Source organism: Pseudomonas sp. S34 (assembly GCF_009866745.1).
Classification (GTDB): domain Bacteria; phylum Pseudomonadota; class Gammaproteobacteria; order Pseudomonadales; family Pseudomonadaceae; genus Aquipseudomonas; species Aquipseudomonas jessenii.
This window is the reverse complement of record NZ_CP019398.1, coordinates 3,389,745-3,411,244: the sequence shown is the minus strand read 5'-3', so window position 1 is coordinate 3,411,244 and position 21,500 is coordinate 3,389,745. Positions and strand designations below refer to the sequence as shown.

Sequence of the window (21,500 nt, the reverse complement as noted above, 5' to 3'; positions counted from 1 at the left end):
ACCCAAAGCAGACGGTGGCGACAGGCAAAAGTCGGCCAATAGCGGCCTACCTGAAAATCAAGCTTTCAACAAAGCATCCGCGATTGTTCCTGAAAAAGTCGTCTCTACCGGCCCGGTGAGAAAAACTGATCCCTCGCCATCCCATTGAACCGTTACAGCTCCGCCGTCACATTCGACCTCAACGCAATTGTCTAGCAAGCCACGACGAATTCCGTTAACTGCGGCGCCGCAAGAGCAGGAGCCTGAACCCAGCGGGATACCGCCCCCGCGCTCCCAAATTCGCAACCGGATGTGCTTTCGGTCAATGATCTGGACGAAATGCACGTTCGTCCTGAGGGGAAACAAGGGGTTGGTTTCAACTCCCGGTCCAATCGTTGCAATCTCAACGGCTGTCAGATCATCCACAAAATAGGTGCAGTGCGGATTTCCCATGCTGCAAGCTGTTGGGTGACCGGCAAGTGGCATCACTAAAGTGTCCATTTCCAAAGCCAGAGGAACATCCGACCAACCCAAAAGTGGCTTTCCCATGTTTACAGAAATGGCGCCGGTTGAAGTTCGTTCGCAAGTCAGCAGGCCACGGTTGGTTCGCAGTGCTGCCGAAGTCATATTGGATTCACGCATCAGCATATCAGCGGCCCCGCGCGTTGCGCTGCCACAAGCATCCAGCGTTGAGCCATCTGCATTCCAGAACATCAAACGCGCATCTGCATCATCGCAATCAAACACCACCGCGAGTTGATTGAAGCCGACTCCTCGGTTCCGATCTCCCATCAGACGAGCCATATTGCTGGTGATTGGATTCGGTGATTTTCGCGAGTCGACGATAACGAAATCATCGCCATTGGCGTGCATTTTATGAAAGCTGAGCGGCATAAATAGACCTGGCAGCGAGACATGTGATGAGTTGACGTTTCAAAGTGATCTATCCCTATTCGCATGATTTTTTCAAGCTATGTGAAAACTCATGGGGCGAATGTGTTTGGCAGACCGGACACATCGTTGTGTTTGATTCGTCACCGGCTGCTTTTGGCCGAATTAGGTCAGTTTCGACAGGCGAAGACCGACCCGATGCAGGGAGTCCCTCTCACTTTTCGAGACTCTCGGTATGGCTGACAGCTACCTGCCGCCCGCGCTCCAGGTTGACGCCGGCCAGGATCAGCAGGCCGACAACGAAATAGCTGCCGGTAATCAGCATCGCCAGGCGGTGATCGCCTCCGGACAGCCAACTGGTCAGGCCGTAAGTCATGGGGCCGAGGATTGCCGACAGTTTGACCGCCAGCCCCCAGAGGCCGAAGAACTCCGCCAGCCGTGTCGGCGGCGCGAGCAGACCGACTATCGCACGTCCGGCCGATTGGCTGGCGCCCATGCACAGACCGGCGAGGTTGGCCGCCAGCCAGAACAGCCCGGGGCCGCGCGCGACCCAGACCAGACCGACCATGCCGAGCCAGCCCAGCAGGGTCAGCGCCAGCGTGGTGCGATGGCCGAGGCGATCCTGCAGCCAACCGAACAGCACGGCACCGATGGAGGCCGTAATATTCACCACGAAGATCAGCAGCAGCGTGTCCTGGGTATTGAAGCCCATGACCTGATTGGCATAGATGGCAGCCAGGGTGATCACCGCCGAGATACCGGCCTGGTAGCAGACGGTGCAGGCAAGGAAGCGCAGCAGGTCACGATAGCGGTCGGCTTCGCGCAGCGTCTGCGCGAAGCGCGCCAGCGCCGCCTGCGGGATAGGCCTGTCGCTGCTCCCTGTCTGCGGCAGGCTGCGTTCACGCAAGAACAGGAAGGTCGGTACGCTGGCCAACGCGAACAAGACCGCAGTGATCAGCATGCACACCGGCACGAACTGCGCCGCCGTCTGGCCTTGCGCCTGGGCCCAGCTGACGAAGGCCAGGCAGGCGCCCAGGCTGACCAAACCGCCAATGTAACCCAACCCCCAGCCCCAGCCGGACACCTTGCCCAAGGCATCCGCACGGGCGAGCTGGGGCAGGAAGGCAGCAATCAGGTTCTCGCCGCTGCCGAAGCAGTAGTTGGATAGCACGATGAACAGAATCGCAACGCCGAGCTCCCCCGGCCCGGCCAACGCCAGTCCAGCGGTAAAGACGACGCAACCGACCGTGCTGAACAGCAGCAGACGCTTCTTGCAGGCGAAGGCGTCGGCGTAGGCACCGATCAGCGGAGCGGTCAGGATGATCAGGGCGTAAGAGAGGGATATGGCGCTGGTCCAGGCCAGCGTACCCCAGGCTTCGCCCTTGGCGACCACGGCGACGAAGTAGGCGTTGAACACGGCGGTGATCACCACGGTCGTGTAGCCGGAGTTGGCGAAATCGAACATCGCCCAGGCCCAGATTTCTCGGCGTGTCACTCCGGGGGCAAGGCTGGCTGGCATGGCAGATCTCTCTGCAGGGGCTGCGTTCTTCAGAAGCCTAGCCCCGGCTCACCCATCCTGCGAGCGCTGCAGCTGATGATGGCATTCCCAGTCGCCTCCGTAGGCGCATAATGGCAGTTGGCAAGGATCTACACACAGAGTGTTCTGTCATGAGGGGCTGCCGATGCCTCGTCCGCCTCCAGAAACCCGTGCCGTTCCCCGTTGCGATGGGGACGCGGAAAAATTGCTCGAAATTGTCCGGCGCACCGTGGTCGAGCTGCGCCCGCAAGCGGCAGAAGGTTTGCAAGTCACCTTGCACAGCGTGCTGGATCGGGATCTGGGCGTAGACAGCCTGACTCGAGTCGAGCTCTGGTCACGTATCGAGCACGAATTCGGTGTGCGCTTACCGGAAAACCTGTTCGCCTCGGCAGACACCCCCACCGACATACTGCGCGTGCTGCGCAGCAGGCATGGCGCCGAGGCCGTACGTCCGTTGCCCTCCAGCGACTCCAGCGAGACTCTGATAGCAACGGGGCAGCCGCCAGACGCCGCGCGGACCTTGATCGAGGTACTGGACTGGCATGTGCGCCAGCAGCCGCAGCATCTCCACGTGCGCCTGCTAGGTGAAAGTGACCAGCAGGAAGATATCAGCTATGGCGCCTTGCACCATGGGGCCTTGGCCGTTGCCGCAGGGCTGCAGCGCAGTGGCTTGCACGCCGGTCAAACCGTGGCCCTGATGCTGCCCACAGGCCGCGACTTTCTCCAGGGCTTTTTCGGCATCCTGTTGGCCGGTGGTGTGCCGGTGCCCATCTACCCACCGCTGCGCCTGTCGCAGATAGAGGATCATCTGCGCCGCCAGGCCGGCATTCTGCGCAACGCCGAGGCCAAAGTGCTGATTACCGTGACGCAAGCGAAGCTGCTCGCCCGGTTGCTCCAGCCGCAGGTCCCGAGCCTGACGCGCATTGCCAGCGTGGCCGAGCTGACAGGCGAGGGGGGCGAGTGCATCACACCACCGCGGCAACCGGATGACATCGCCTTCCTGCAGTACACCTCGGGCAGTACTGGCCAGCCCAAGGGTGTGATGGTCAGCCACGCCAATCTGCTGGCCAATCTGCGCGCCATGGGGAGGGCTCTGAAGGTGGGACCGCAAGACGTGTTCGTCAGCTGGCTGCCCATGTACCACGACATGGGATTGATCGGTGCCTGGCTGGGCAGCCTGTACTACGGCTACAGCCTGATGCTGATGTCGCCGCTGGCTTTCCTGGCACGGCCGGCGCGTTGGCTATGGGCCATCGACCGCTTCCGAGGCACGATGTCGGCGGCGCCCAACTTCGCCTACGAGCTGTGTCTGAACAAACTCGCTGACGACGATCTCGAGGGTCTGGACCTGAGCAGTTGGCGCCTGGCCTTCAACGGTGCCGAACCGGTCAGCCCGCAGACCTTGCAGCGCTTCGCCGAACGTTTCGTACGCTACGGCTTGGCCCCTACCGCGTTGGCGCCGGTCTATGGGTTGGCCGAGGCTACGCTGGGCGTGGCCTTTCCTCCCCTGGACCGAGGACCGCTGATCGACCGGGTACAGCGCGACGCGTTCCAGGCCCGTGGCAATGCACTGCCCGTCGAAGCGGATGCCGGTGCAACGCTGCGCTTCGTCTCCAGCGGTCGACCACTGCCGGGCCATCAGATTCGTATCGTCAATGGCAGCGGAATCGAACTGCCCGAACGCAGCGAAGGGCACCTGCAATTTCGCGGGCCGTCTACCTCGGCAGGCTACTACCGCAACCCCGAAGAGACCCGCCGGGTGCTGCGCGATGGCTGGTTCGACTCGCTCGACTTCGCCTACATGGCCGGCGGCGAGGTCTACCTGACCGGCCGCGCCAAGGACTTGATCATCCGTGCCGGGCGCAACATCTACCCCTACGATGTCGAAGCAGCGGTCGGCAATCTGCCCGGGCTGCGCAAAGGCTGCATCGCGGTGTTTGGCAGTCCGGAGCCGGCCACCGGCACCGAGCGCCTGGTGGTGTTGGCGGAAAGCTACGAGAAGGACGCTGCTGCGCGGCAACAGCTGCAGCAGGAGGTCAACCGTATCGTGTTCGACCTCACCGGTGTGGCGCCCGACGATATCGTTCTGGCGCCACCGCATAGCGTACTGAAAACCTCCAGCGGAAAGCTTCGCCGTGCTGCCAGTCGTGAACTGTATGAGCGCGGCGAAGTGGGGCGGCCGCACCTGGCCGTTTGGCGCCAGCTGCTGCGCCTGGTATTGCAGGCCTTGCGCGGGCATTTCGGTCGCAGCTGGCAGACCTGCCGCGCCGCGTTGTATGCCACTTACATCTGGCTGCTGTTCTGGCTGGTCACACCGCTGACCTGGCTGGTCGTTGCGATCCTGCCGCGCCAGCGTTGGTGTCGCAGCTTTACCCGTGGGGCCTCCCGGCTGTTTCTGCGCCTGGCGGGTGTTCCGTTCAGTGTCACGGGACTCGAGCGCCTGCCTTCCTCCTCGGTGAGCGTGCTGGCTGCAAACCATGCCAGCTACCTCGATGGTGTCATTCTCAGCGCGGCCCTACCGCCGCAGTTCAGCTTCGTTGCCAAGCGCGAATTGGCTGGCCAGTGGATCGCCGGCCGGTTCCTGCGCAAGCTCGGCGCCCGCTTTGTCGAACGCTTCGACCTGCAGCGCAGCGCCGCAGACACCGAGCCCCTGGCCGAGGCGCTGCAGGCTGGCCAGCCCCTGGTGTTCTTTCCCGAGGGAACCTTCACCCGCGAGCCAGGATTGCGAACGTTCCACATGGGCGCCTTCGTGCTAGCTGCGCGTGCCGGCGTGCCGCTGCTGCCGGTCGCAATTTGCGGCACGCGCAAGGTGCTGCGCGACGGTCAGTGGTACCCGCGCCATGGTGCAATCCACGTCAACGTCTGTCCTGCGCTGTTGGCAGACGGGCCGGACTGGATGGAGGCAATCAAGCTGCGGGATGCGACGATAGCGGTGCTGCTAGAGCACCTGGATGAATCGGAACGAGCCCAGCGCGCAGGTTAGGCGACTACTTTGCTACCGTCGTTTTTCCGGAGCCGTTTATAGAGTGGGCACACGTCAAAATCTAAATCCGCTGTGAGCGCCCGCTTTTGGCTGACTGCTGCCTGTCGCGAAGGGCCGAAAGCGACTCAGTCACTCCGGTGCCATCATCACCACAAGCGTCATCTTGATGAGTTCTTCAATCTTATCGATGGCTTCCAGGGCACCGCGTACGTTGTTAGAGACACCGGCTGACCCAAACTGCTCGACCCAGCCCGGCGCTACAGCGGAGGGCGGGCCTGCACCCGGCCCAGGGCGGTTTCATGCTCTGGGCGCAGCTGCTGGAATATTTCGACACACTGCTTGAAACGGGCTTTACTGGAACAAGTCGTGCGGATTATCGAGGGCTGCATGTGCTCGGCAGCCAGTACTGGCTGGATGTTGAGTTCAAAAACTACACCCGTTGTGGTTGAGGAGCAGTCCTTGCCCATGTCCCGGTTTCTCTGCGCCATGCTGTTCGCGCTGCTGCTCGTCGGCTGCGCCACCACGCGCTTGCCTCACGAATTCAGCGAGGCGATACCCGCCAGCGATTCGGCGTTCGGGCGCTCGATCCAGGCTCAGGCCGCCGAACATGAGGGGCGCTCGGGTTTTCGCTTGCTGCCCAACAGCAGTGAAGCATTCCGGGCGCGCGCCGAGTTGATCCGCAATGCGCAGAAAGCCGTCGATCTGCAGTACTACATCGTGCATAACGGTTTCAGCACTCGGGCGCTGGTGCATGAAATGCTGCTGGCAGCAGATCGCGGCGTACGGGTACGCATCTTGCTCGATGACACTGCCAGCGACGGCCAGGAAGAAGTCATCGCTACCCTGGCGGTGCACCCGAACATCCATATCCGCGTCTTCAACCCTTTGCATCTGGGGCGCAGCACCGTGGTCACTCGAACCATGGGCCGCCTGCTTGATCTTTCCCAACAACACCGACGCATGCACAACAAACTGTGGCTGGCCGACAACAGCGCAGCCATCGTCGGCGGACGCAACCTGGGGGATGAATATTTCGACGCCAGGCCCGACCTCAACTTCACCGACATGGACCTGCTGGGCATCGGCCCGGTCGCCGAGCAATTGGGGCACAGCTTCGATCAGTACTGGAACAGCGCCTTGAGCCAGTCGATCAGTGACTTCCAGCTCAACAAGCCAACAGCGCAAGACTTGCTCGAAAGCCGCCAACGCCTGGAGCAATCGCTCCAGACATCACGAATCGAGAGCAAGGCGTTGTACAACCATCTCATGACCTACCAGACTCAACCGCAACTCGAGACCTGGCGCAAGCAGCTGATCTGGGCCCATAGCAAGGCGATGTGGGACGCTCCAAGCAAGGTCCTGGCCAGCGGCGAACCGGCCCGCGCGCTATTGATGGCCACACAGCTGCGGCCTGAACTCGATAGCGTCAATAGCGAGCTGATCATGATCTCGGCCTATTTCGTCCCGCAAAAGCCGGGCATGGACTATCTCCTGGGTCGTGCCGATGCCGGCGTTGATGTGCGCCTGCTGACCAACTCACTGGAGGCCACCGATGTGCCGGCGGTGCATGGCGGCTATGCACCGTATCGCAAGACTCTGCTCGAACATGGCGTGAAACTCTATGAGCTGCGGCGCCAGCCGGACGATCCTGGTCGTAGCTCCTCGTTTGGTTTCAGTGGTGGCTCTGACTCCAGCCTGCACACCAAGGCCATGATCCTGGACAGACAGAAAGTGTTCGTTGGCTCGTACAATTTCGACCCGCGTTCAGTGTTCTGGAACACTGAAGTCGGGGTGCTGGTCGATAGTCCCGAACTGGCCGGCTACGTACGCCAGCTGGCGCTTGAGGGCATGGCGCCGGCCCGGAGTTACCAGGCCCGACTGGAAAACGGCGAAATTGTCTGGCTCACCGAGGACGACGACCGCCTGCATACCTTGCGCAAGGAGCCCGGCGGCAAGTGGCGCAGCTTCAAGGCCTGGCTCAGCGACAAGATCGGCCTGGAGAAAATGCTCTAGATCGAAACCCGGAGTACACCCACTGACCTCACGCCCACGTGTGAGCATTCAATCAGTGCGCAGGGCTTGCGTCAGGCCGCCGTGCAATAGGGACTTACAAAGAAGCCTCTCGATAAGGGTGACGCGATCAAGCTGGATGTCTTCTGACGTTTTTGTCTTCACCTGCATGACTCAGGCGCCTTGCAGTAAACGGAGGGTACCTTATGCCCTTATTTTTGAGGGTAATGAATGAAACAAGGACAGGTTCTGCTGTTGGCTTTGTTGATGCTGTTTTTAACGGGGTGCACGACCACGCCGCCAAAAGACCAAGGCAATCTCTGCAGTATTTACCGTGAGTATCCCGACTGGTATGAGGACTCGCTGCAAATGCAGAGTGAATATGGGACGCCTCTGCATGTGGCCATGGCGATCATGAAGCAGGAAAGCAGTTACGTGGCGGACGCATTGCCGCCTCGTGACTACCTGCTCTGGGTGATCCCCTGGGGGCGAGTCAGTTCGGCCTACGGTTATGCGCAGGCTCAAGACCCTGTGTGGGGTGAGTACAAGGACAGTACAGGCAACGGTGGTTCGCGTGACAGTTTTGACGACGCGATCATGTTTATCGGTTGGTACACCACCGGCACCCAACGCCAACTCGGAATCTCCAAATGGGACACCTACAATCAGTACCTGGCCTATCACGAGGGGCGTGGGGGCTTTAGCCGCAATACCTATCGCAGTAAACCCTGGCTGATGCAGGTTGCCCAGAAAGTGCAAAAGCAGTCAGAGATTTACAACGCTCAACTTAAAGTGTGTCGCCAAGAGTTGGAAGATGATCGTAGCGGGTGGTTTTAACGCATTTACGAAAAAAAAACCCGCATCTCCTGGGGGAAGATGCGGGGAAAAGTATTGCACATGGTGAGGAAGGTCGGCCTCCTCGAAAGCAGACTGGCTGTATTCGAAGCGTCCGTTAAAGGTGTCACCTGTAAACCTCACCTTGGCCAACGCCCCCTCGACGCATATTTAAAGTCGAGGGAGAGGGGCGAGCGAAATCAATAATTATCAAAGACAGATTAATAAATACGGATATGACGTCGTGGATAGCTTCTCGGTGATGGCGTCGCGAGGTCAAGCCTGTTCCAAAAGAAGTCTGGCGGTGCTGATAGGCAAGGGGTGAGGTGCATTGATCCGGCCTTCCAATCTGATCACGAACGCCAAGGCCTCTGCGTAGCTGCGAAACTCAACGCACCACGCGTTCATCCATACATTCCAGCCTTCCGGTTTGCTCGCTTTCTCGATTTTTATCAGCATCCTGGAATCCCTCCATGTGGTGGTTTAGCCTGGTCTCGAACCGGGGAAAACCGAAGTGCGGTATGTGAATGTTTGTCTGCGTGGCCTGGGTGACGACGCGGGACAAAACAGTGAATCTGCTCAGGAAAGTCAGCCTCTGCAAATGCGGTTTTGATGGCGGTCGAAGCTTTCGTCAAAAACGTCACCTGCAGGCCCTGCCATGGCTAACCCTCCTCTTGGCACATTTAAAGCCGATAGAGGGGAGTGTTTGGAAATTAATAATTATCAAAAATGGATTTACGGCGGCGGGGGGATTCAGACGTTGGAACCGTATTTGCGTTCGATTGGGCATTCTCTAAAGCAAGGGCTTGCAAGCGAAAGCGGATGCAAGCCCTTGGTTTTTTCTGTTCCGTTATTTCTATCCTGATCGTGATTGCCTGATGTTTTTCAGGACGTCGGATCTGCCTTGCGGCGATCGCTGCCGGCCGGGTTGCCGGTATCGATCAGCCTTCTTTCCAGCAGTACGTTTTCCAGTGCCTGGCGGTCTGACGGGTTCATTTGATGTTCTCGCTCCTTGAGTTCCAACAGGATCGGGGTCGACCACTGGCGGTAGGTTTGTTCAGCACTACGATTGAGTGACATGGGTTCCTCCTTGATCAGGCTCCTGCCAATAAAGGCGCCGCACTTCGATACGCCAAAAACCCTAGTCGACGAAGCCTGTTCCCGCCACTGCTTTACGTCGGACGGCCATTGCCCCAGATGCCCGTAGCGGCGGTGCGCCGTACGTAGTCGCCAAAGTCGCGCGCCGGCCGGCCCAGCGCCCGCTGTACACCATCGGCTACGGGTGTGTTGCGCCCGTCCAATACAGTCGTGAGGAGATACAACACTAGGTCGATCAACGCCGGGGGAAGTTGTTCCTGTTCCATTGCCTGTCGATACGCGTCTGCCGGTACGGCCACGAATTCGATGTTGCGACCGGTGGCGCGAGCAATCTCGGTCACGGCTTGGGCAAAGGTCAACGCCCGAGGGCCGGTCAGTTCATAGAGCTGGTTGGTGTGTCCGGGTTGGGTCAGTGCCGCGACGGCACACTCGGCGATGTCTTCTGCATCGACAAAGGGCTCGGCGACCTGGCCGACGGGGAGTGCAAGCTCACCTTGCACAATGGGTTCAAGAAAGTGTGCCTCGCTGAAATTCTGGCAGAACCAACTGGCTCGCAGAATCGTCCAGTCAATCCCGCTGTCCTGTACGACGCGTTCGGCCTGTTGTGCTTCAACTTCGCCGCGCCCGGATAACAAGACCAGCTTGCGGACGCCGCTTTTCACCGCAAGTTCGGTGAACGCCTGGATGGTTTCAACGGCGCCTGGAACGGCGAGGTCCGGTTGAAAGGAAATGTAGACGCAATGAACGCCATCGATCACGGCGTCCCAGGTCGATCGATCTTCCCAGTCGAAGGGCGGATTGGCATCGCGCGAACCCCGGCGAACGGGCAGGCCGGCAGCCTCGAGCCGTTGTGTGATGCGCCGTCCGGTTTTGCCGGTGGCGCCGAGGACCAGCGTGATGGGTTGGGTCGTTTTCATCGCGTTCATCTCCATCGATTAATGTGAGTGATGCTCATGTTTAAAAGATGATAGATGCTCATGTTTCGCCGTCAACCCATCAGATCGAATTCCCCGACGTGTGGCATCTGTTGTTGGGCGTAGGGAATGGCGATGCTAAGGTGAGTACATGTCACGTTTTTGATCGGGAACTCACTCGTGCGCAAAAAAACCTCTGAAACCCTCGAACAGCCTGCTGCAGAAGCGGTTCGACGCAAACCCACGCAACAGCGCAGCCGCGATCGTCAGGAGCGGATTCTGGCCATGGCCACTCAATTGATCGCGGACAAGGGCAGCGATCAACTCAAGATGAGTGAAATCGCCGAGCGCTCCGAGATCTCGATCGGTTCCCTTTATCAGTACTTCCCCGACAAGAGTTCCGTGATCCGTACGCTGGCCGAGCGCTATAACGCTGAAAGCCGTCGTTGCATTGCCGAGGCAATGGAGGCTGTCGAGGATGCCCGGGGTTTGCGCGCCGCCTATTCGCAGTTGCTCGATCAGTATTACGAGATCGTGATGGCGACACCGGTGATGCGTGACATCTGGTCCGGCATGCAGGCCGACAAGCAGTTGTTGCAGCTGGAACTGGAGGAGAGCCGGGTTGCCGGAGCCCTGCTGGCCCAGGCGATGCTACGCGTGTATCCCGACTGCGACGAGCAACAGGTCGAGGAGTCCGCGTTTTTGATCTGGCACCTGGGTGAGGCGACCATGCGGTTGGCTGTCACTTGTGCACCCGTTGAGGGGCGAGCACTGGTCGAGGCGTTCAAGCGCATGTCCCTGCGCGAGATCATGCAGCCCGCGCGCAGGGACATCGACTTGCCGTAAAAACCTGGCAGCTACTTCATGCTCCCTAAACGAAGGGTTGGCCGCCAAAGCCACGGGGCAATCGTTGCAGGCCGGCCATCGCGGTCAGCCGCTCGGTCCAGGCTGAACGCCAGTCATTGGCGGTATGCACGGCTTTGGCTTTGCGTGCTGCGCGGCGGGCAGCGTTGCGCTCAGCCTTGCGGGCTTCTTTGTAGGCGTCGGTGTTTCGGCAGCTTCGGCATTTCACCCGGTTGAGTTCGCGGGTCGATACGAGGTTGTTGCCGTGGTGACCGCAGGCCAGGTGCCCGCTGACTTTGAAATGAGTGACCATTGGAACGTCTCCTTCGTGACGTGTGAGCGGTTGACTCCACGTGAGCGGGGACGTTCGATTGGTTTTGCGCAACAAAAAATCCCGGTTCCAGGCCGGGTTGTGAGAAGGGATGGAAATCCAGCAGGCAGCCAAGGGTGTGGAGACGTACGGTCACCGATCATGCTGCCCGAATAGGGCCTTTTCCCGCACCGCGAATTCGTGACGGATCATCTGAACCGGGGCAGAGGCCGGTCGACAGGCTTGAGAGACGACAGCGTGTGCCGGATCAGCGGCGTGTCCTTCTCAATGTCGTTCAGGCGATCACGAATTCTGAGGGCGGTGGGGTGTCCGCCTTGATGATCGACCCAGTCGGCGATTTCCTTGCAGGCGGCGGCCAGGCGAGCCTGACGGGAGTCCAGCAAGGTGAGCAGGGTGGTGATGGACTCTTTTTCGGACATGGGAAGCACCTCCGTTCAAGAAACCTGGGTGTGGCAGCAAAAAGCCCGCCTGGGGCGAGCTTTCTGCCGAAAGGGTTACTGATCCTTCAACTAACTCAGTATAGACCCGTTAAAAAAAGGTGACGAGCCGTCAACTTTGTCGGGCTGTCACTTGTGATTGAGCGTTCAACTGATGGCAAACACGCACAGCGTCTTCTTCGTTATCGTAGCCATCTCCGATGAAGCCTTGGGTGCGGGTATCGGCGATGCGGTACCAGACTGCGGCATCCGGTGGCAGGTGGTCATATTCACCCGCACGTCGACCATGGATGATGATCTTTTTGCAACGCTTCACGACGAAAATGTCTTCCATGGCGTCTCCGCAGCGGATACGTGTTCAGTTCAACTATAGAAGCCATTGGTGATCGTGCAAAAAACAGGCAGGTCAATTCGTCGGTTCAGGCGCTGACCTCTGCCCGGTGCAGTCGTGCCTTCGGATTTACGCCAGCACCGCGACCGCTTTGATTTGTGCCCACAGTGGCTGGCCGGGATGGATGTTCAGTTGATCACGGGAATAACGGGTGATCCGCGCAAGCAATGGCGTGCCGGCGGCGTCCAGGCGAATCAGCACGTGGGCGGCGTTGTCGGCGCTCATTTCGCTGACCACAGTGACCGGCAGGCGATTGAGAATGCTGCTTTGCCCGGTATTGTCCAGGCTCAGGCTCACATCCCGTGCCTGGACCTTGCAGCGCAGTGCCTGGCCCGCATCCAGTGGCGTATGAGGCACACGGATGTTGAGGGTGGTGTCGGGCAATTGCAGGCTCAGCAATTGATAGTCGGCGTCATAAGCGCTGACGCGACCTTCGATCACCACACCAGCGTCATCCCCCATTGCCAGCGGCAAGTCAAGGCGTGCCAGAGTCTGGCCGATCGGGCCGCTGGCCAGTGCCTTGCCGTTGCTGAGCAACACGATATGGTCGGCCAGCCGCGCGACTTCATCCTGGGAGTGGCTGACGTACAGCACCGGGATGTCGAGTTCGTCGTGCAGGCGTTGCAAGTAGGGCAGGATTTCACCTTTGCGTTGGGCATCCAGCGCCGCCAGAGGTTCGTCCATCAACAACAGTTTCGGGCTGGTGAGCAAGGCGCGGGCGATGCCGACGCGCTGTCGCTCACCGCCTGAAAGGTGTTGCGGGTGCCGGTCCAGCAAATGGCCGATGCCCAGCAACTCGGTGGCGTGGGCCATGTCGACGCGGCGTTGCGGCTTGGGGATGCGCTTGAGGCCGAATGCCAGGTTGGCCAGCACCGACAGATGAGGAAACAGGCTGGCTTCCTGGAACACGTAGCCCAGCGCGCGCTTGTGCGGCGCGACGAAGATCCGGTTGTCGCTGTCTTGCCAGACTTCATCGTTGACCTGGACAAAGCCTTGCTCAGCCCGCTCCAGGCCGGCGATGCAGCGCAGGCAAGTGGTCTTGCCAGAGCCGGAGTGGCCGTAAAGCGCAGTGACGCCACGGCCAGGCACCTGCAGATCGACGTCCAGGGCGAAGCCCGAATAACGTAGTTTCAGACGCATTTGAATCATCGGTCAGCTCCAGCCCGCTTTGGTTTTACGACTGGAATACAGCGCCAGCAGGACGACAAACGAGAACACCAGCATTGCCCCGGCCAGCCAATGGGCCTGGGCATACTCCATGGCTTCGACGTGATCGTAGATCTGCACCGAGACCACGCGGGTCTTCTCGGGAATATTGCCGCCGATCATCAGCACCACGCCGAACTCGCCGACGGTGTGGGCAAAGCCGAGAATGGCCGCGGTAATGAAACCGGGGCGGGCCAGGGGCAATATCACGCTGAAAAAGGTATCCCAGGGATTGGCCCGCAAGGTCGCGGCCACTTCGAGCGGGCGCGTGCCAATCGAGGAAAAAGCGTTTTGCAGCGGCTGGACCACAAACGGCATCGAATACAGCACCGAACCGATGACCAGCCCCGCAAAACTGAACGTGAGGGTGCCAAGGCCCAGTGATTGGGTGAGCTGGCCAAGGTACCCGTGAGGGCCGAGGGCCAGCAACAGATAGAAACCAATCACCGTCGGTGGCAGCACCAGGGGCAGGGCGACAATCGCCCCGACCGGGCCGCGCAACCAGGAGCGGGTGCGCGACAGCCATAACGCAATCGGAGTGCCGACGATCAGCAGGATGACGGTCGTCAGGGACGCCAGTTTCAGGGTCAGCCAGATGGCGGAAAAATCGGCACTCGATAGCGACATTTAGATTTCGTAACCGTAGGACTTGATGACAGCTGCCGCTTTCGGCCCCTTGAGGTAGTCAACCAGTGCCTTGGCGGCCGGGTTGTCCTTGCCCTTGTTGAGAATCACTGCGTCTTGCTTGATCGGGTCGTGCAGGTTGGCGGGAACGATCCAGGCCGAACCGCTGGTGATCTTGCCGTCCTTGTAGATCTGCGACAGGGCGACAAAACCCAACTCGGCGTTGCCGGTGGAGACGAACTGGTAGGCCTGGCTGATGTTCTGGCCTTCAACGATCTTGTCCTTGACCTTGTCGGTCAAACCTTCCCTGGCCAGTACCTGGGTCGCCGCCAGGCCATAAGGCGCGGCTTTGGGGTTGGCGATGGACAGGTGCTGGTATTCGTTCTTTTTCAGCACATCGCCCTTGGCATCGACGTAGCCTTCCTTGGCCGACCACAGCGCCAGCGTACCGACGGCGTAGGTGAAGCGCGAACCCTTGACGGAGTCGCCTTCGGCTTCAAGCTTTTTCGGGGTGCTGTCGTCTGCCGAGAGGAACACTTCGAACGGCGCGCCGTTTTTGATCTGGGTGTAGAACTGGCCGGTGGCGCCAAAGGAGGCGACCAGTTTATGCCCGGTGTCTTTTTCGAAATCAGCGGCGATGGCCTGGATGGGGGCGGTGAAGTTGGCGGCGACGGCCACCTGGACTTCGTTCGCCTGGGCTGAGCCGAAGGCGAATACGGCGAGAAGGCTCGCCAGGCAGGTCGGGGCAAAACGTGAGGCACGAATGGTCATGAAACGGCTCCGTTAAAGGCAATGGCGGCAGGTTAATCGTTATGTACAAAAATATATAGCGAATTGCCTTTAAACGGAATGTGTTGCCGCAAAATTGTATACAATTTTGATGGGAGTGATGCTCAGGGACGACCCAGCAGTCTCGCTAATCCTTCTTCAGCCAGCTTTCTAGTCAGTGCCTCGGTGGTCAATTCGACCCCGAGGGTAAAGGCCTGGCCGGCCCACAGGTTGCTGAAGTCCGCTTCACCTTTGGCCCGCAACGGCATCAGCGCGCCACCGGCAAGGGGGAAGGCCGGGGCCTTGGCGCTCATGGGCCCCAGTTCACGCATCACCCGATTGAGGATGCCCCGGGCCGGGCGGCCGGTGAACACGTTGGTGACGGCCGTCTCGCTTTCCCGGGCGGTTCGCAAGGCTTTGTGATGGGAAGGGCTGACCTTGGCCTCTGGCGTGAACAGGTACGCCGTACCCACCTGCACCGCCGAAGCACCGAGCATGAAGGCCGCGGCGACGCCTCGTGCGTCAGCGATGCCGCCGGCGGCAATCACCGGCACCTTCACCGCATCGACGACTTGGGGCACCAGGGCGAAAGTCCCCACCTGACTGCTCAGGTCATCGCTGAGAAACATTCCGCGATGGCCCCCGGCTTCGTAGCCCATGGCAATGATTGCATCACAACCATGCTGTTCCAGCCACACGGCTTCTGCGACGGTGGTGGCCGAGGACAGCACCTTCGCGCCGGTGGCCTTGACCCGGTCGAGCAGGGATTTTTCCGGCAGGCCAAAGTGAAAACTCACCACTTCAGGGCGAAACGCTTCGACCACTTCGCAGGCCGCGTTATCGAACGGCGCCCGGTTGGACACCGGCGTCGGCGCATCGAAGTCGGCGCCGAGTTCCTGGTAGTAAGGTTGCAGCAGGTTTTTCCAGTCCTGCACGCGTTGCTCATCCGGAGCCGGTGGCTGATGACAGAAGAAGTTGACGTTGATCGGGCGCTGGGTGTGTTGGCGGATGGTTTTGAGCTCTTCGCGCAGTTGATCCGTGCTGAGCATCGCCGCTGGCATCGAGCCCAGGCCGCCGGCATTGCAGGTTGCAATCACCATGGAAGAGTTTGTGGCACCGGCCATCGGCCCCTGAATGATTGGCAGTTCGATCCCGAGCAGGTCAAGAATGCGGGTATCTGGCCATTGGTTCATGTGCTGTGTTCTCCGACGTTGAATCCGGGTAGGGGCGGTAGAACAGGATTTGTAACGCAACGACTGGCGCAAGGCCAGTCGTCATTTCAGCGGGTGAGGCTTATGTGTTATTTCAATTGCACCACCCACAGACTGATTCCATTGAGAGGTCGTAATGTTCAAAGGCATTTTGATCGACAAAGACGACAGCGGTTACCGGGCCACACTGCAAGAGATCCAGGACGATCAATTACCCGAGGGCGATGTCACGGTGCGTGTGGCCTACAGCACGCTGAACTTCAAGGATGGCCTGGCAATTACCGGCAGCAGTCCGGTGGTGCGCAAATTCCCGATGGTTCCGGGCATCGATCTGGCCGGTGTCGTCGAAGTCAGCGGGCATCCGGACTACAAGGTCGGTGACCAGGTCCTGCTCAATGGCTGGGGCGTGGGTGAGGGGCATTGGGGTGGATTGGCGCAGAAGGCTCGCCTGAACGGTGACTGGCTTATAGCGCTACCCAAGGCGTTTACCGCGGCTCAGGCGATGGCCATCGGTACGGCGGGCTACACGGCCATGCTGTGCATCCTGGCACTGGAGCACAACGGCGTGACGCCCGGGCAGGGCGACATTCTGGTGACTGGCGCCAACGGTGGCGTCGGCAGTTTTGCCATCGCCTTGCTGAGCAGGCTCGGCTACCGGGTGGTCGCGTCCACCGGACGGACCTCGGAGCACGACTACCTGAAGCAACTGGGCGCCAGAGAAATCATCGATCGCGCCACCTTGTCCGCGCCGGGCAAGCCGTTGGCCAAGGAGCGCTGGGCAGCCGTCATCGATTCGGTCGGCAGCCACACCCTGGCCAACGCGTGCGCCAGCACCCAGGCCAATGGCACCGTCGCGGCCTGCGGTCTGGCCCAGGGCATGGACTTTCCCGCATCCGTTGCGCCGTTCATCTTGCGCGGCGTGACCCTGGCCGGCATCAACAGCGTGACCCAGCCCAAAGCCAAGCGCGTGGAAGCCTGGAATCGCCTGGCCCGGGATCTGGACTTCCACCTGTTGCCGCTGATCAGTCACGAAATCGGCTTGAGCGAAGCCATTGAAGCCGCGCCACGCTTGCTGGCCGGGCAGTTGCGCGGGCGCGTAGTGGTGGATGTGAATCGCTGATCACTGCGATTCGCGCTGCAGCAATTGACGTTTGCGCTCGACACCCCAGCGATAGCCCGACAGATTGCCATCGCTGCGCACCACGCGATGGCAAGGGATCGCCACGGCCAGGCTGTTCGCGCCGCAGGCCTGGGCCACGGCGCGAACGGCTTTTGGTTGATCGATGCGTTGGGCGACATCAGCGTAGCTGGCAGTGCTGCCCACGGGAATCTCCCGCAGCGCTTGCCAGACACGCTCCTGAAACGCCGTGCCGCGTACGTCCAGCGGCAAATCAAGGCCAATGGCCGGCGCCTCGATAAAGCCGACGACCCGGGCAATCAATTGCTCGAACTCATGATCGGCACCGATCAGGTTGGCGCGGCGGAATTTGTCTTGCAGATCACAGACCAATTGGTGCGGATCATCGCCCAGCAGGATCGCACAGACCCCGCGCTCACTCTGCGCCACCAGAATCGCTCCCAGCGAACACTGGCCGACGGCAAAACGAATGTCGTTGTTTTGACCGGCCGCGCGGTAGTCCCCGGGTTTCATTCCCAGCAGTTGGTCTGCCGCTTCATAAAACCGGCTGTTGGAGTTGAAGCCGGCGTCATACAGGGCATCGGTCACCGAGCCGCCGTGCGCCAGTCGCTCGCGTACCTTGCGTGAACGATGGGCATCGGCGTAGCCCTTGGGCGTCAGGCCGGTGACGGCTTTGAACACGCGATGGAAGTGGAAGCTGCTCAGGCCCGCCGCCTCGGCCAATTCGCCCAGGGCGGGCAGCGTTTGCGCGCTTTCGATCTGGCGGCACGCGGCGGCCACGGTGGCGGCATGTTGCGCGGCGAGTTCGCTCTGATCCTTCGTCGCGCGTTTGCTCGGACGATAACCCGCGGCCCGGGCCTGCTCGGCGCTATCGAAGAATTCGACATTGTGTGGCTTGGGCAAGCGCGCGAGGCTGCTGGGGTTGCAGTAGATGCCTGTGGTCTTCACGGCATAGACAAACTGCCCGTCAGCCTTGGGATCGCGCGCAACCACGGCGGCCCAGCGCGGATCGTTCTCAGTGGCGATTTTGGTCGATCGGGTTGTCATGGCGTCACGTCCATTGAGGGGTTGCCTGCACATTAACCGTGGGGCAGTTGCCACACACTCCGGCGCTTGCGGTCAAATTCGAAGGCTTTATCCGGCGGTACGGAAGGTGAAGTTGATGCGTTGCTCGCCCAGTTTCGGATGATGGCCGTCCTTGATCGGCAACACGCCGTGATAACGCAGGCGATCCACGCCACCCCAGACCACGATGTCGCCATGGAACAGGGGAACGCGCTGACTTTTGTCGCTGCGTGCAAAACCGCCGAACAGGAACATCGCCGGCAAACCCAGGGATACCGAAACGATGGGGGCGGCGTAGGAATGTTCGTCCTTATCCTGATGCAATGACATTTTTGCCCCGGGGATATAACGGTTGATCAGGCAGGAATCCGGCGCAAAACCGGTGAACCCTGCTGCCTGTGCCGCCGCTTGCGCCAGTTGGAAAAACACCTCGGGCATCATTGGCCAGGGCTTTGCGGTTTGTGGATCGAGGCGGGTGTACCGATAACCGCTGAGGTCAGTGGTCCAGCCGAATTGGCCACAACTGCTCAGGGCAACCGACATGGTGAAACCGCCGGGTGTGACCATCTGCCGAAACGGCGCCGCCGCCAGCACTTCTTCCAGGGCAGGCAGCAAACGCTCCAGCCAGGGCAGGGCGAAGCCTCTGAGCACGTAGGACTGTTCGCCGATCTGCTCGCGCCTGGGCTGTTGCTCGGGTTCTGCATCGGCAAACAGATCGAAAGTCTGTGGATTCATGGGGTCATGACGCATCGTGAAAGATGATTCCAAGGGTATGCCGTTTACCGCTGTGCAGGCGACTCACGCCGTGGCGCAGGGTAACGCGGTAGTAACCGCGAGTGCCTTTGACTGGACGCTGGTTGACCGCAAAGATCAGCCCGTCACCTTTCTTCAGGCCGATGACCATCGGGCGTGACTGCATTCGCGGGCGCTGTTCAGTCAGGACAAATTCGCCGCCGGTGAAGTCTTGATCCGGGTCTGACAGCAGGATCGCCACTTGCAGCGGGAAAACGTGCTCACCGTACAGATCCTGATGCAAGCAGTTGTAGTCCTGCGGACCATATTGCAGCAACAAGGGTGTCGGACGGTTCTGACCAGCGGCATGGCAACGTTCGAGGAAGGCTGGAAGGGTTTCAGGAAAACGCTCCGGCAAGCCCATCTGTTCATGCCAGCGATTGGCGATGGGCACCAGTCGTGGGTAGAGCGCGCTGCGCAAGCGGGCCACAAGTTCCGGCAAGGGGTAGTTGAAATACTTGTACTCGCCTCGGCCGAACCCGTGGCGAGCCATCACCACGTGGGAGCGAAACAGTTCAGTGTGAGGGTACCAGGCGCTGACCTGCCCGCAAGCCTTGTGACTCAGCAGTGACGGGATGACGGCGCAGCCGTCCTGATCAAGTTGCTGCTCCAGCCGGGGCCAGTCCAGCCTGTCCAGATATTGCTCGCTCATTGCCGGGCCTCTTGTTATGGAGGTGGTCAGTCTGCAAGGCAAAAATAAAACTGGCACTCCGCTGCTTGCGGTCGAACTGCGAGCGGGAGCCGACGTCCATTGTCGCTCCGGATCGTGTTACAACGCTTTGCTGACGCTGATGTCGCTGATGACGTCGTCCTGTCCATGAATGGCGTCCAGCGCCGCCTTGGCTTCTTCCTGGGTGCCGTTTTCAAGCTGGGCAAACTCGAAGCGGCGCTCACCGTTGAGTTTGTATTTGATGACGTACTTGGTCGTTTGGGCCACGGTTGTATCTGCCTGTCTTGTGTTTCGGGTTCGCTGATCAGCTCAGTTTCGTGCTGGAGCGGCGAATGATTTTGATCGAGTGCGTCAGGGTGGGTTTGCGCGTCACGCTGATAGCGCGGCGGTTGACGGTGTCGATCGTGATGTTCCAGAAACCGGTGCTCGGGGCTGTGATGCGGGCTGGAAACGTGTCGAATGCACCGCCGTGATAGGTGTGACGACCACCATTCTTGAAGCTGCGGAAGTTGGCGTCGTTCATCAAGCGGATGTTGCACATTTGGGAGCATTGAATGACGACGATGTCGTCTTCATTGAGGTGCTCGCGCTGATGGATAAATTTCATGAGGCGCCTCCAGAAGGGCTTTTTCTACAAAATCAAAACGATAGCATGGGCGATTGGCGCAGTTTATCAGCCCGAAGGCCTTATTATCCGGTCGCTTCGACAATTAAAAACGCTTATTTCACATTTGATGAGCGATAAAGCAGTTTGTCTCGGAGAAAAATCGCAGTTGCGCTGTCCGAGGGTCTTTAATGGAGGTTTGGTATGAAGTGGGGTTTGTGGTTGTTGCCGATGGCATTGACGATCAGTGGTTGCGCGAACGTCTCGGACATCAACGAGTCCTTGCCGACGATGAACGTGATTTCTGGCAAGAAGCCCCATGAATACGCGCAATGCCTGAGCGAAAAACTGGCCGATAGCCGAGGCGCCTTGCAGATCCAGTCGCACAAGGATGGCTTGCGCGTGATCGTGCCGCTCAAGTTCTCCGTGGGGCCGTCTGCCGTGTTTGACATCGAAGAACGCTCCGGCGGCAGCAGCATCAAGTTGCACGAGAGCATGTCCAATGTCCCGGTGCGGCCAAAGGATGTACAGAAGGCTGCCAACGAGTGCATTTCAGGCTGATAGACTATCGACCATCAGCACCGATGCCGCCAAAGCCCTGCTTTGGCGGCATCGTTATTTCTGGAGTCGAACATGAAGCGAGAGCAGGTACGGGAGCGGCATGCAGAGGGTTTAATCTCTGCCACCCATGTGATTCAGAATCCGGCGGAGCTGGGGGAATGGATCGTGTTTTTCAAGAAAAGCGCCGGGCGCAGCTATTTCCTGGTGGATGACAATGATGAAGTCGAGTCCTTCAGCCGCCTTGATGATCTGATCGATACCGTGCGCGGGCTTGGAATCAAATTCGCCGAAATCCATATGTAGGGCGCGGCGGGTTACCTGCAGATCACCACGACGTTGCGGCTCTTGTAGTTACCGACGTCGGCGCCGAGAGTCTTTTCGCTCTCTTTGAGCGAGGGGGTACCATCGGTTCCGACAATCTTGTAGCCGGTGCCCGCGCAGGACGCATCGGCCTTTTCGTAGCACGCAGCCCAGGAGTTGGCTTCACCGGAGCAGTCAATCGATAGACCCTGCTCTCCGTTAGCCAGGTAGGTTTGTTCCGACGTTGCGCAGCCGCTCAGGGCCAATACCGTCAGCAAAGGCAAAACTTTATTCATGGCTTGATCATCGTCAG

The 21,500-nt window shown here is 59.8% G+C and carries 26 protein-coding genes; 8 read left to right on the top strand and 18 right to left on the bottom strand.

From position 1 onward, the window contains the following. Positions 1–57: 57 nt before the first annotated feature. Both dapF and PspS34_RS15165 read right to left on the bottom strand, forming a co-directional pair. Complete coding sequence (gene dapF / locus PspS34_RS15170; protein WP_150814093.1) at positions 58–873, bottom strand: diaminopimelate epimerase; 816 nt, start codon at positions 871–873, stop codon at positions 58–60. 211 nt (positions 874–1,084) lie between these two features. Beyond that, positions 1,085–2,389, bottom strand: a complete 1,305-nt coding sequence (locus tag PspS34_RS15165) for an MFS transporter (protein ID WP_150814094.1) — start codon at positions 2,387–2,389, stop codon at positions 1,085–1,087. 163 nt (positions 2,390–2,552) lie between these two features. Here PspS34_RS15165 and PspS34_RS15160 point away from each other — a divergent pair, with 163 nt between their 5' ends. The 4 genes from PspS34_RS15160 to PspS34_RS15145 all read left to right on the top strand — a co-directional run bounded on the left by PspS34_RS15160 (position 2,553) and on the right by PspS34_RS15145 (position 8,237). Next, complete coding sequence (locus PspS34_RS15160; RefSeq protein ID WP_238786580.1) at positions 2,553–5,390, top strand: AMP-binding protein; 2,838 nt, start codon at positions 2,553–2,555, stop codon at positions 5,388–5,390. 299 nt (positions 5,391–5,689) lie between these two features. Further along, positions 5,690–5,839 carry a hypothetical protein gene (locus PspS34_RS15155; protein WP_159390070.1) on the top strand — a complete coding sequence of 50 codons (150 nt, stop codon included), beginning with the start codon at positions 5,690–5,692 and terminating at the stop codon, positions 5,837–5,839. Positions 5,840–5,855: 16 nt separating this feature from the next. Continuing rightward, entirely contained in the window at positions 5,856–7,403 is a 1,548-nt protein-coding gene (locus PspS34_RS15150) for a phospholipase D family protein (protein ID WP_150814095.1), read from the top strand. Positions 7,404–7,631: 228 nt separating this feature from the next. Continuing rightward, on the top strand, positions 7,632–8,237 hold the full coding sequence (locus PspS34_RS15145) for a hypothetical protein (protein ID WP_154859815.1): 606 nt from the start codon (positions 7,632–7,634) through the stop codon (positions 8,235–8,237). Between the two features lie 273 nt (positions 8,238–8,510). Here PspS34_RS15145 and PspS34_RS15140 read toward each other — a convergent pair whose 3' ends face one another. The 3 genes from PspS34_RS15140 to PspS34_RS15130 all read right to left on the bottom strand — a co-directional run bounded on the left by PspS34_RS15140 (position 8,511) and on the right by PspS34_RS15130 (position 10,249). Then, on the bottom strand, positions 8,511–8,693 hold the full coding sequence (locus PspS34_RS15140) for a hypothetical protein (RefSeq protein WP_057714641.1): 183 nt from the start codon (positions 8,691–8,693) through the stop codon (positions 8,511–8,513). Between the two features lie 426 nt (positions 8,694–9,119). Continuing rightward, positions 9,120–9,314 (bottom strand): hypothetical protein, encoded by a 195-nt coding sequence (locus tag PspS34_RS15135; protein WP_090455493.1) that lies wholly within the window; start codon positions 9,312–9,314, stop codon positions 9,120–9,122. A 92-nt stretch (positions 9,315–9,406) separates the two neighbouring features. Next, positions 9,407–10,249, bottom strand: a complete 843-nt coding sequence (locus PspS34_RS15130) for an NAD(P)H-binding protein (RefSeq protein WP_154947249.1) — start codon at positions 10,247–10,249, stop codon at positions 9,407–9,409. Positions 10,250–10,426: 177 nt separating this feature from the next. Here PspS34_RS15130 and PspS34_RS15125 point away from each other — a divergent pair, with 177 nt between their 5' ends. Continuing rightward, positions 10,427–11,092, top strand: coding sequence for a TetR family transcriptional regulator (locus tag PspS34_RS15125; protein ID WP_159390069.1), 666 nt, complete (start codon positions 10,427–10,429; stop codon positions 11,090–11,092). Between the two features lie 25 nt (positions 11,093–11,117). On the opposite strand, the gene PspS34_RS15120 is transcribed toward PspS34_RS15125, so the two are convergent. From PspS34_RS15120 to PspS34_RS15090, 7 genes are all read right to left on the bottom strand, one after another. Continuing rightward, positions 11,118–11,402: a hypothetical protein gene (locus PspS34_RS15120; protein ID WP_057714648.1), complete on the bottom strand. Its 285-nt coding sequence runs from the start codon at positions 11,400–11,402 to the stop codon at positions 11,118–11,120. Between the two features lie 206 nt (positions 11,403–11,608). After that, on the bottom strand, positions 11,609–11,839 hold the full coding sequence (locus PspS34_RS15115; protein ID WP_057714650.1) for a hypothetical protein: 231 nt from the start codon (positions 11,837–11,839) through the stop codon (positions 11,609–11,611). A gap of 130 nt (positions 11,840–11,969) precedes the next feature. Further along, positions 11,970–12,191 (bottom strand): hypothetical protein, encoded by a 222-nt coding sequence (locus tag PspS34_RS15110; RefSeq protein ID WP_154859818.1) that lies wholly within the window; start codon positions 12,189–12,191, stop codon positions 11,970–11,972. A 126-nt stretch (positions 12,192–12,317) separates the two neighbouring features. Then, positions 12,318–13,397 (bottom strand): molybdenum ABC transporter ATP-binding protein, encoded by a 1,080-nt coding sequence (gene modC / locus PspS34_RS15105; protein WP_154859819.1) that lies wholly within the window; start codon positions 13,395–13,397, stop codon positions 12,318–12,320. A 3-nt stretch (positions 13,398–13,400) separates the two neighbouring features. Then, positions 13,401–14,081: a molybdate ABC transporter permease subunit gene (modB, locus tag PspS34_RS15100; protein ID WP_057714653.1), complete on the bottom strand. Its 681-nt coding sequence runs from the start codon at positions 14,079–14,081 to the stop codon at positions 13,401–13,403. Continuing rightward, entirely contained in the window at positions 14,082–14,849 is a 768-nt protein-coding gene (modA, locus tag PspS34_RS15095) for a molybdate ABC transporter substrate-binding protein (protein ID WP_154859820.1), read from the bottom strand. 122 nt (positions 14,850–14,971) lie between these two features. Continuing rightward, positions 14,972–16,039 (bottom strand): nitronate monooxygenase, encoded by a 1,068-nt coding sequence (locus tag PspS34_RS15090; protein WP_159390068.1) that lies wholly within the window; start codon positions 16,037–16,039, stop codon positions 14,972–14,974. Positions 16,040–16,193: 154 nt separating this feature from the next. Between PspS34_RS15090 and PspS34_RS15085 the strand changes: the two genes are divergently transcribed. Beyond that, on the top strand, positions 16,194–17,177 hold the full coding sequence (locus PspS34_RS15085) for an MDR family oxidoreductase (protein ID WP_159390067.1): 984 nt from the start codon (positions 16,194–16,196) through the stop codon (positions 17,175–17,177). On the opposite strand, the gene ada is transcribed toward PspS34_RS15085, so the two are convergent. The 5 genes from ada to PspS34_RS15065 form a co-directional block, all read right to left on the bottom strand. Next, positions 17,178–18,242 carry a bifunctional DNA-binding transcriptional regulator/O6-methylguanine-DNA methyltransferase Ada gene (gene ada / locus PspS34_RS15080; RefSeq protein ID WP_159390066.1) on the bottom strand — a complete coding sequence of 355 codons (1,065 nt, stop codon included), beginning with the start codon at positions 18,240–18,242 and terminating at the stop codon, positions 17,178–17,180. Positions 18,243–18,329: 87 nt separating this feature from the next. After that, positions 18,330–19,010, bottom strand: coding sequence for a DNA oxidative demethylase AlkB (gene alkB, locus PspS34_RS15075; protein ID WP_159390065.1), 681 nt, complete (start codon positions 19,008–19,010; stop codon positions 18,330–18,332). Further along, on the bottom strand, positions 19,000–19,704 hold the full coding sequence (locus PspS34_RS15070; RefSeq protein WP_159390064.1) for a 2OG-Fe(II) oxygenase: 705 nt from the start codon (positions 19,702–19,704) through the stop codon (positions 19,000–19,002). Before PspS34_RS15070 ends, alkB begins: the two co-directional genes overlap by 11 nt. Before the next feature lie 117 nt (positions 19,705–19,821). Next, positions 19,822–19,989, bottom strand: a complete 168-nt coding sequence (locus PspS34_RS28290) for a hypothetical protein (RefSeq protein ID WP_090455470.1) — start codon at positions 19,987–19,989, stop codon at positions 19,822–19,824. Between the two features lie 37 nt (positions 19,990–20,026). Next, positions 20,027–20,329 (bottom strand): DUF1883 domain-containing protein, encoded by a 303-nt coding sequence (locus PspS34_RS15065; RefSeq protein WP_007912251.1) that lies wholly within the window; start codon positions 20,327–20,329, stop codon positions 20,027–20,029. A gap of 201 nt (positions 20,330–20,530) precedes the next feature. On the opposite strand from PspS34_RS15065, the gene PspS34_RS15060 reads away from it, so the two are divergent. Both PspS34_RS15060 and PspS34_RS15055 read left to right on the top strand, forming a co-directional pair. Beyond that, complete coding sequence (locus PspS34_RS15060) at positions 20,531–20,887, top strand: hypothetical protein (RefSeq protein WP_057714660.1); 357 nt, start codon at positions 20,531–20,533, stop codon at positions 20,885–20,887. A 72-nt stretch (positions 20,888–20,959) separates the two neighbouring features. Further along, positions 20,960–21,190, top strand: coding sequence for a hypothetical protein (locus PspS34_RS15055; RefSeq protein WP_008053025.1), 231 nt, complete (start codon positions 20,960–20,962; stop codon positions 21,188–21,190). Between the two features lie 11 nt (positions 21,191–21,201). Here PspS34_RS15055 and PspS34_RS15050 read toward each other — a convergent pair whose 3' ends face one another. Next, positions 21,202–21,483, bottom strand: a complete 282-nt coding sequence (locus PspS34_RS15050) for a hypothetical protein (RefSeq protein ID WP_057714661.1) — start codon at positions 21,481–21,483, stop codon at positions 21,202–21,204. Positions 21,484–21,500 lie beyond the last annotated feature (17 nt).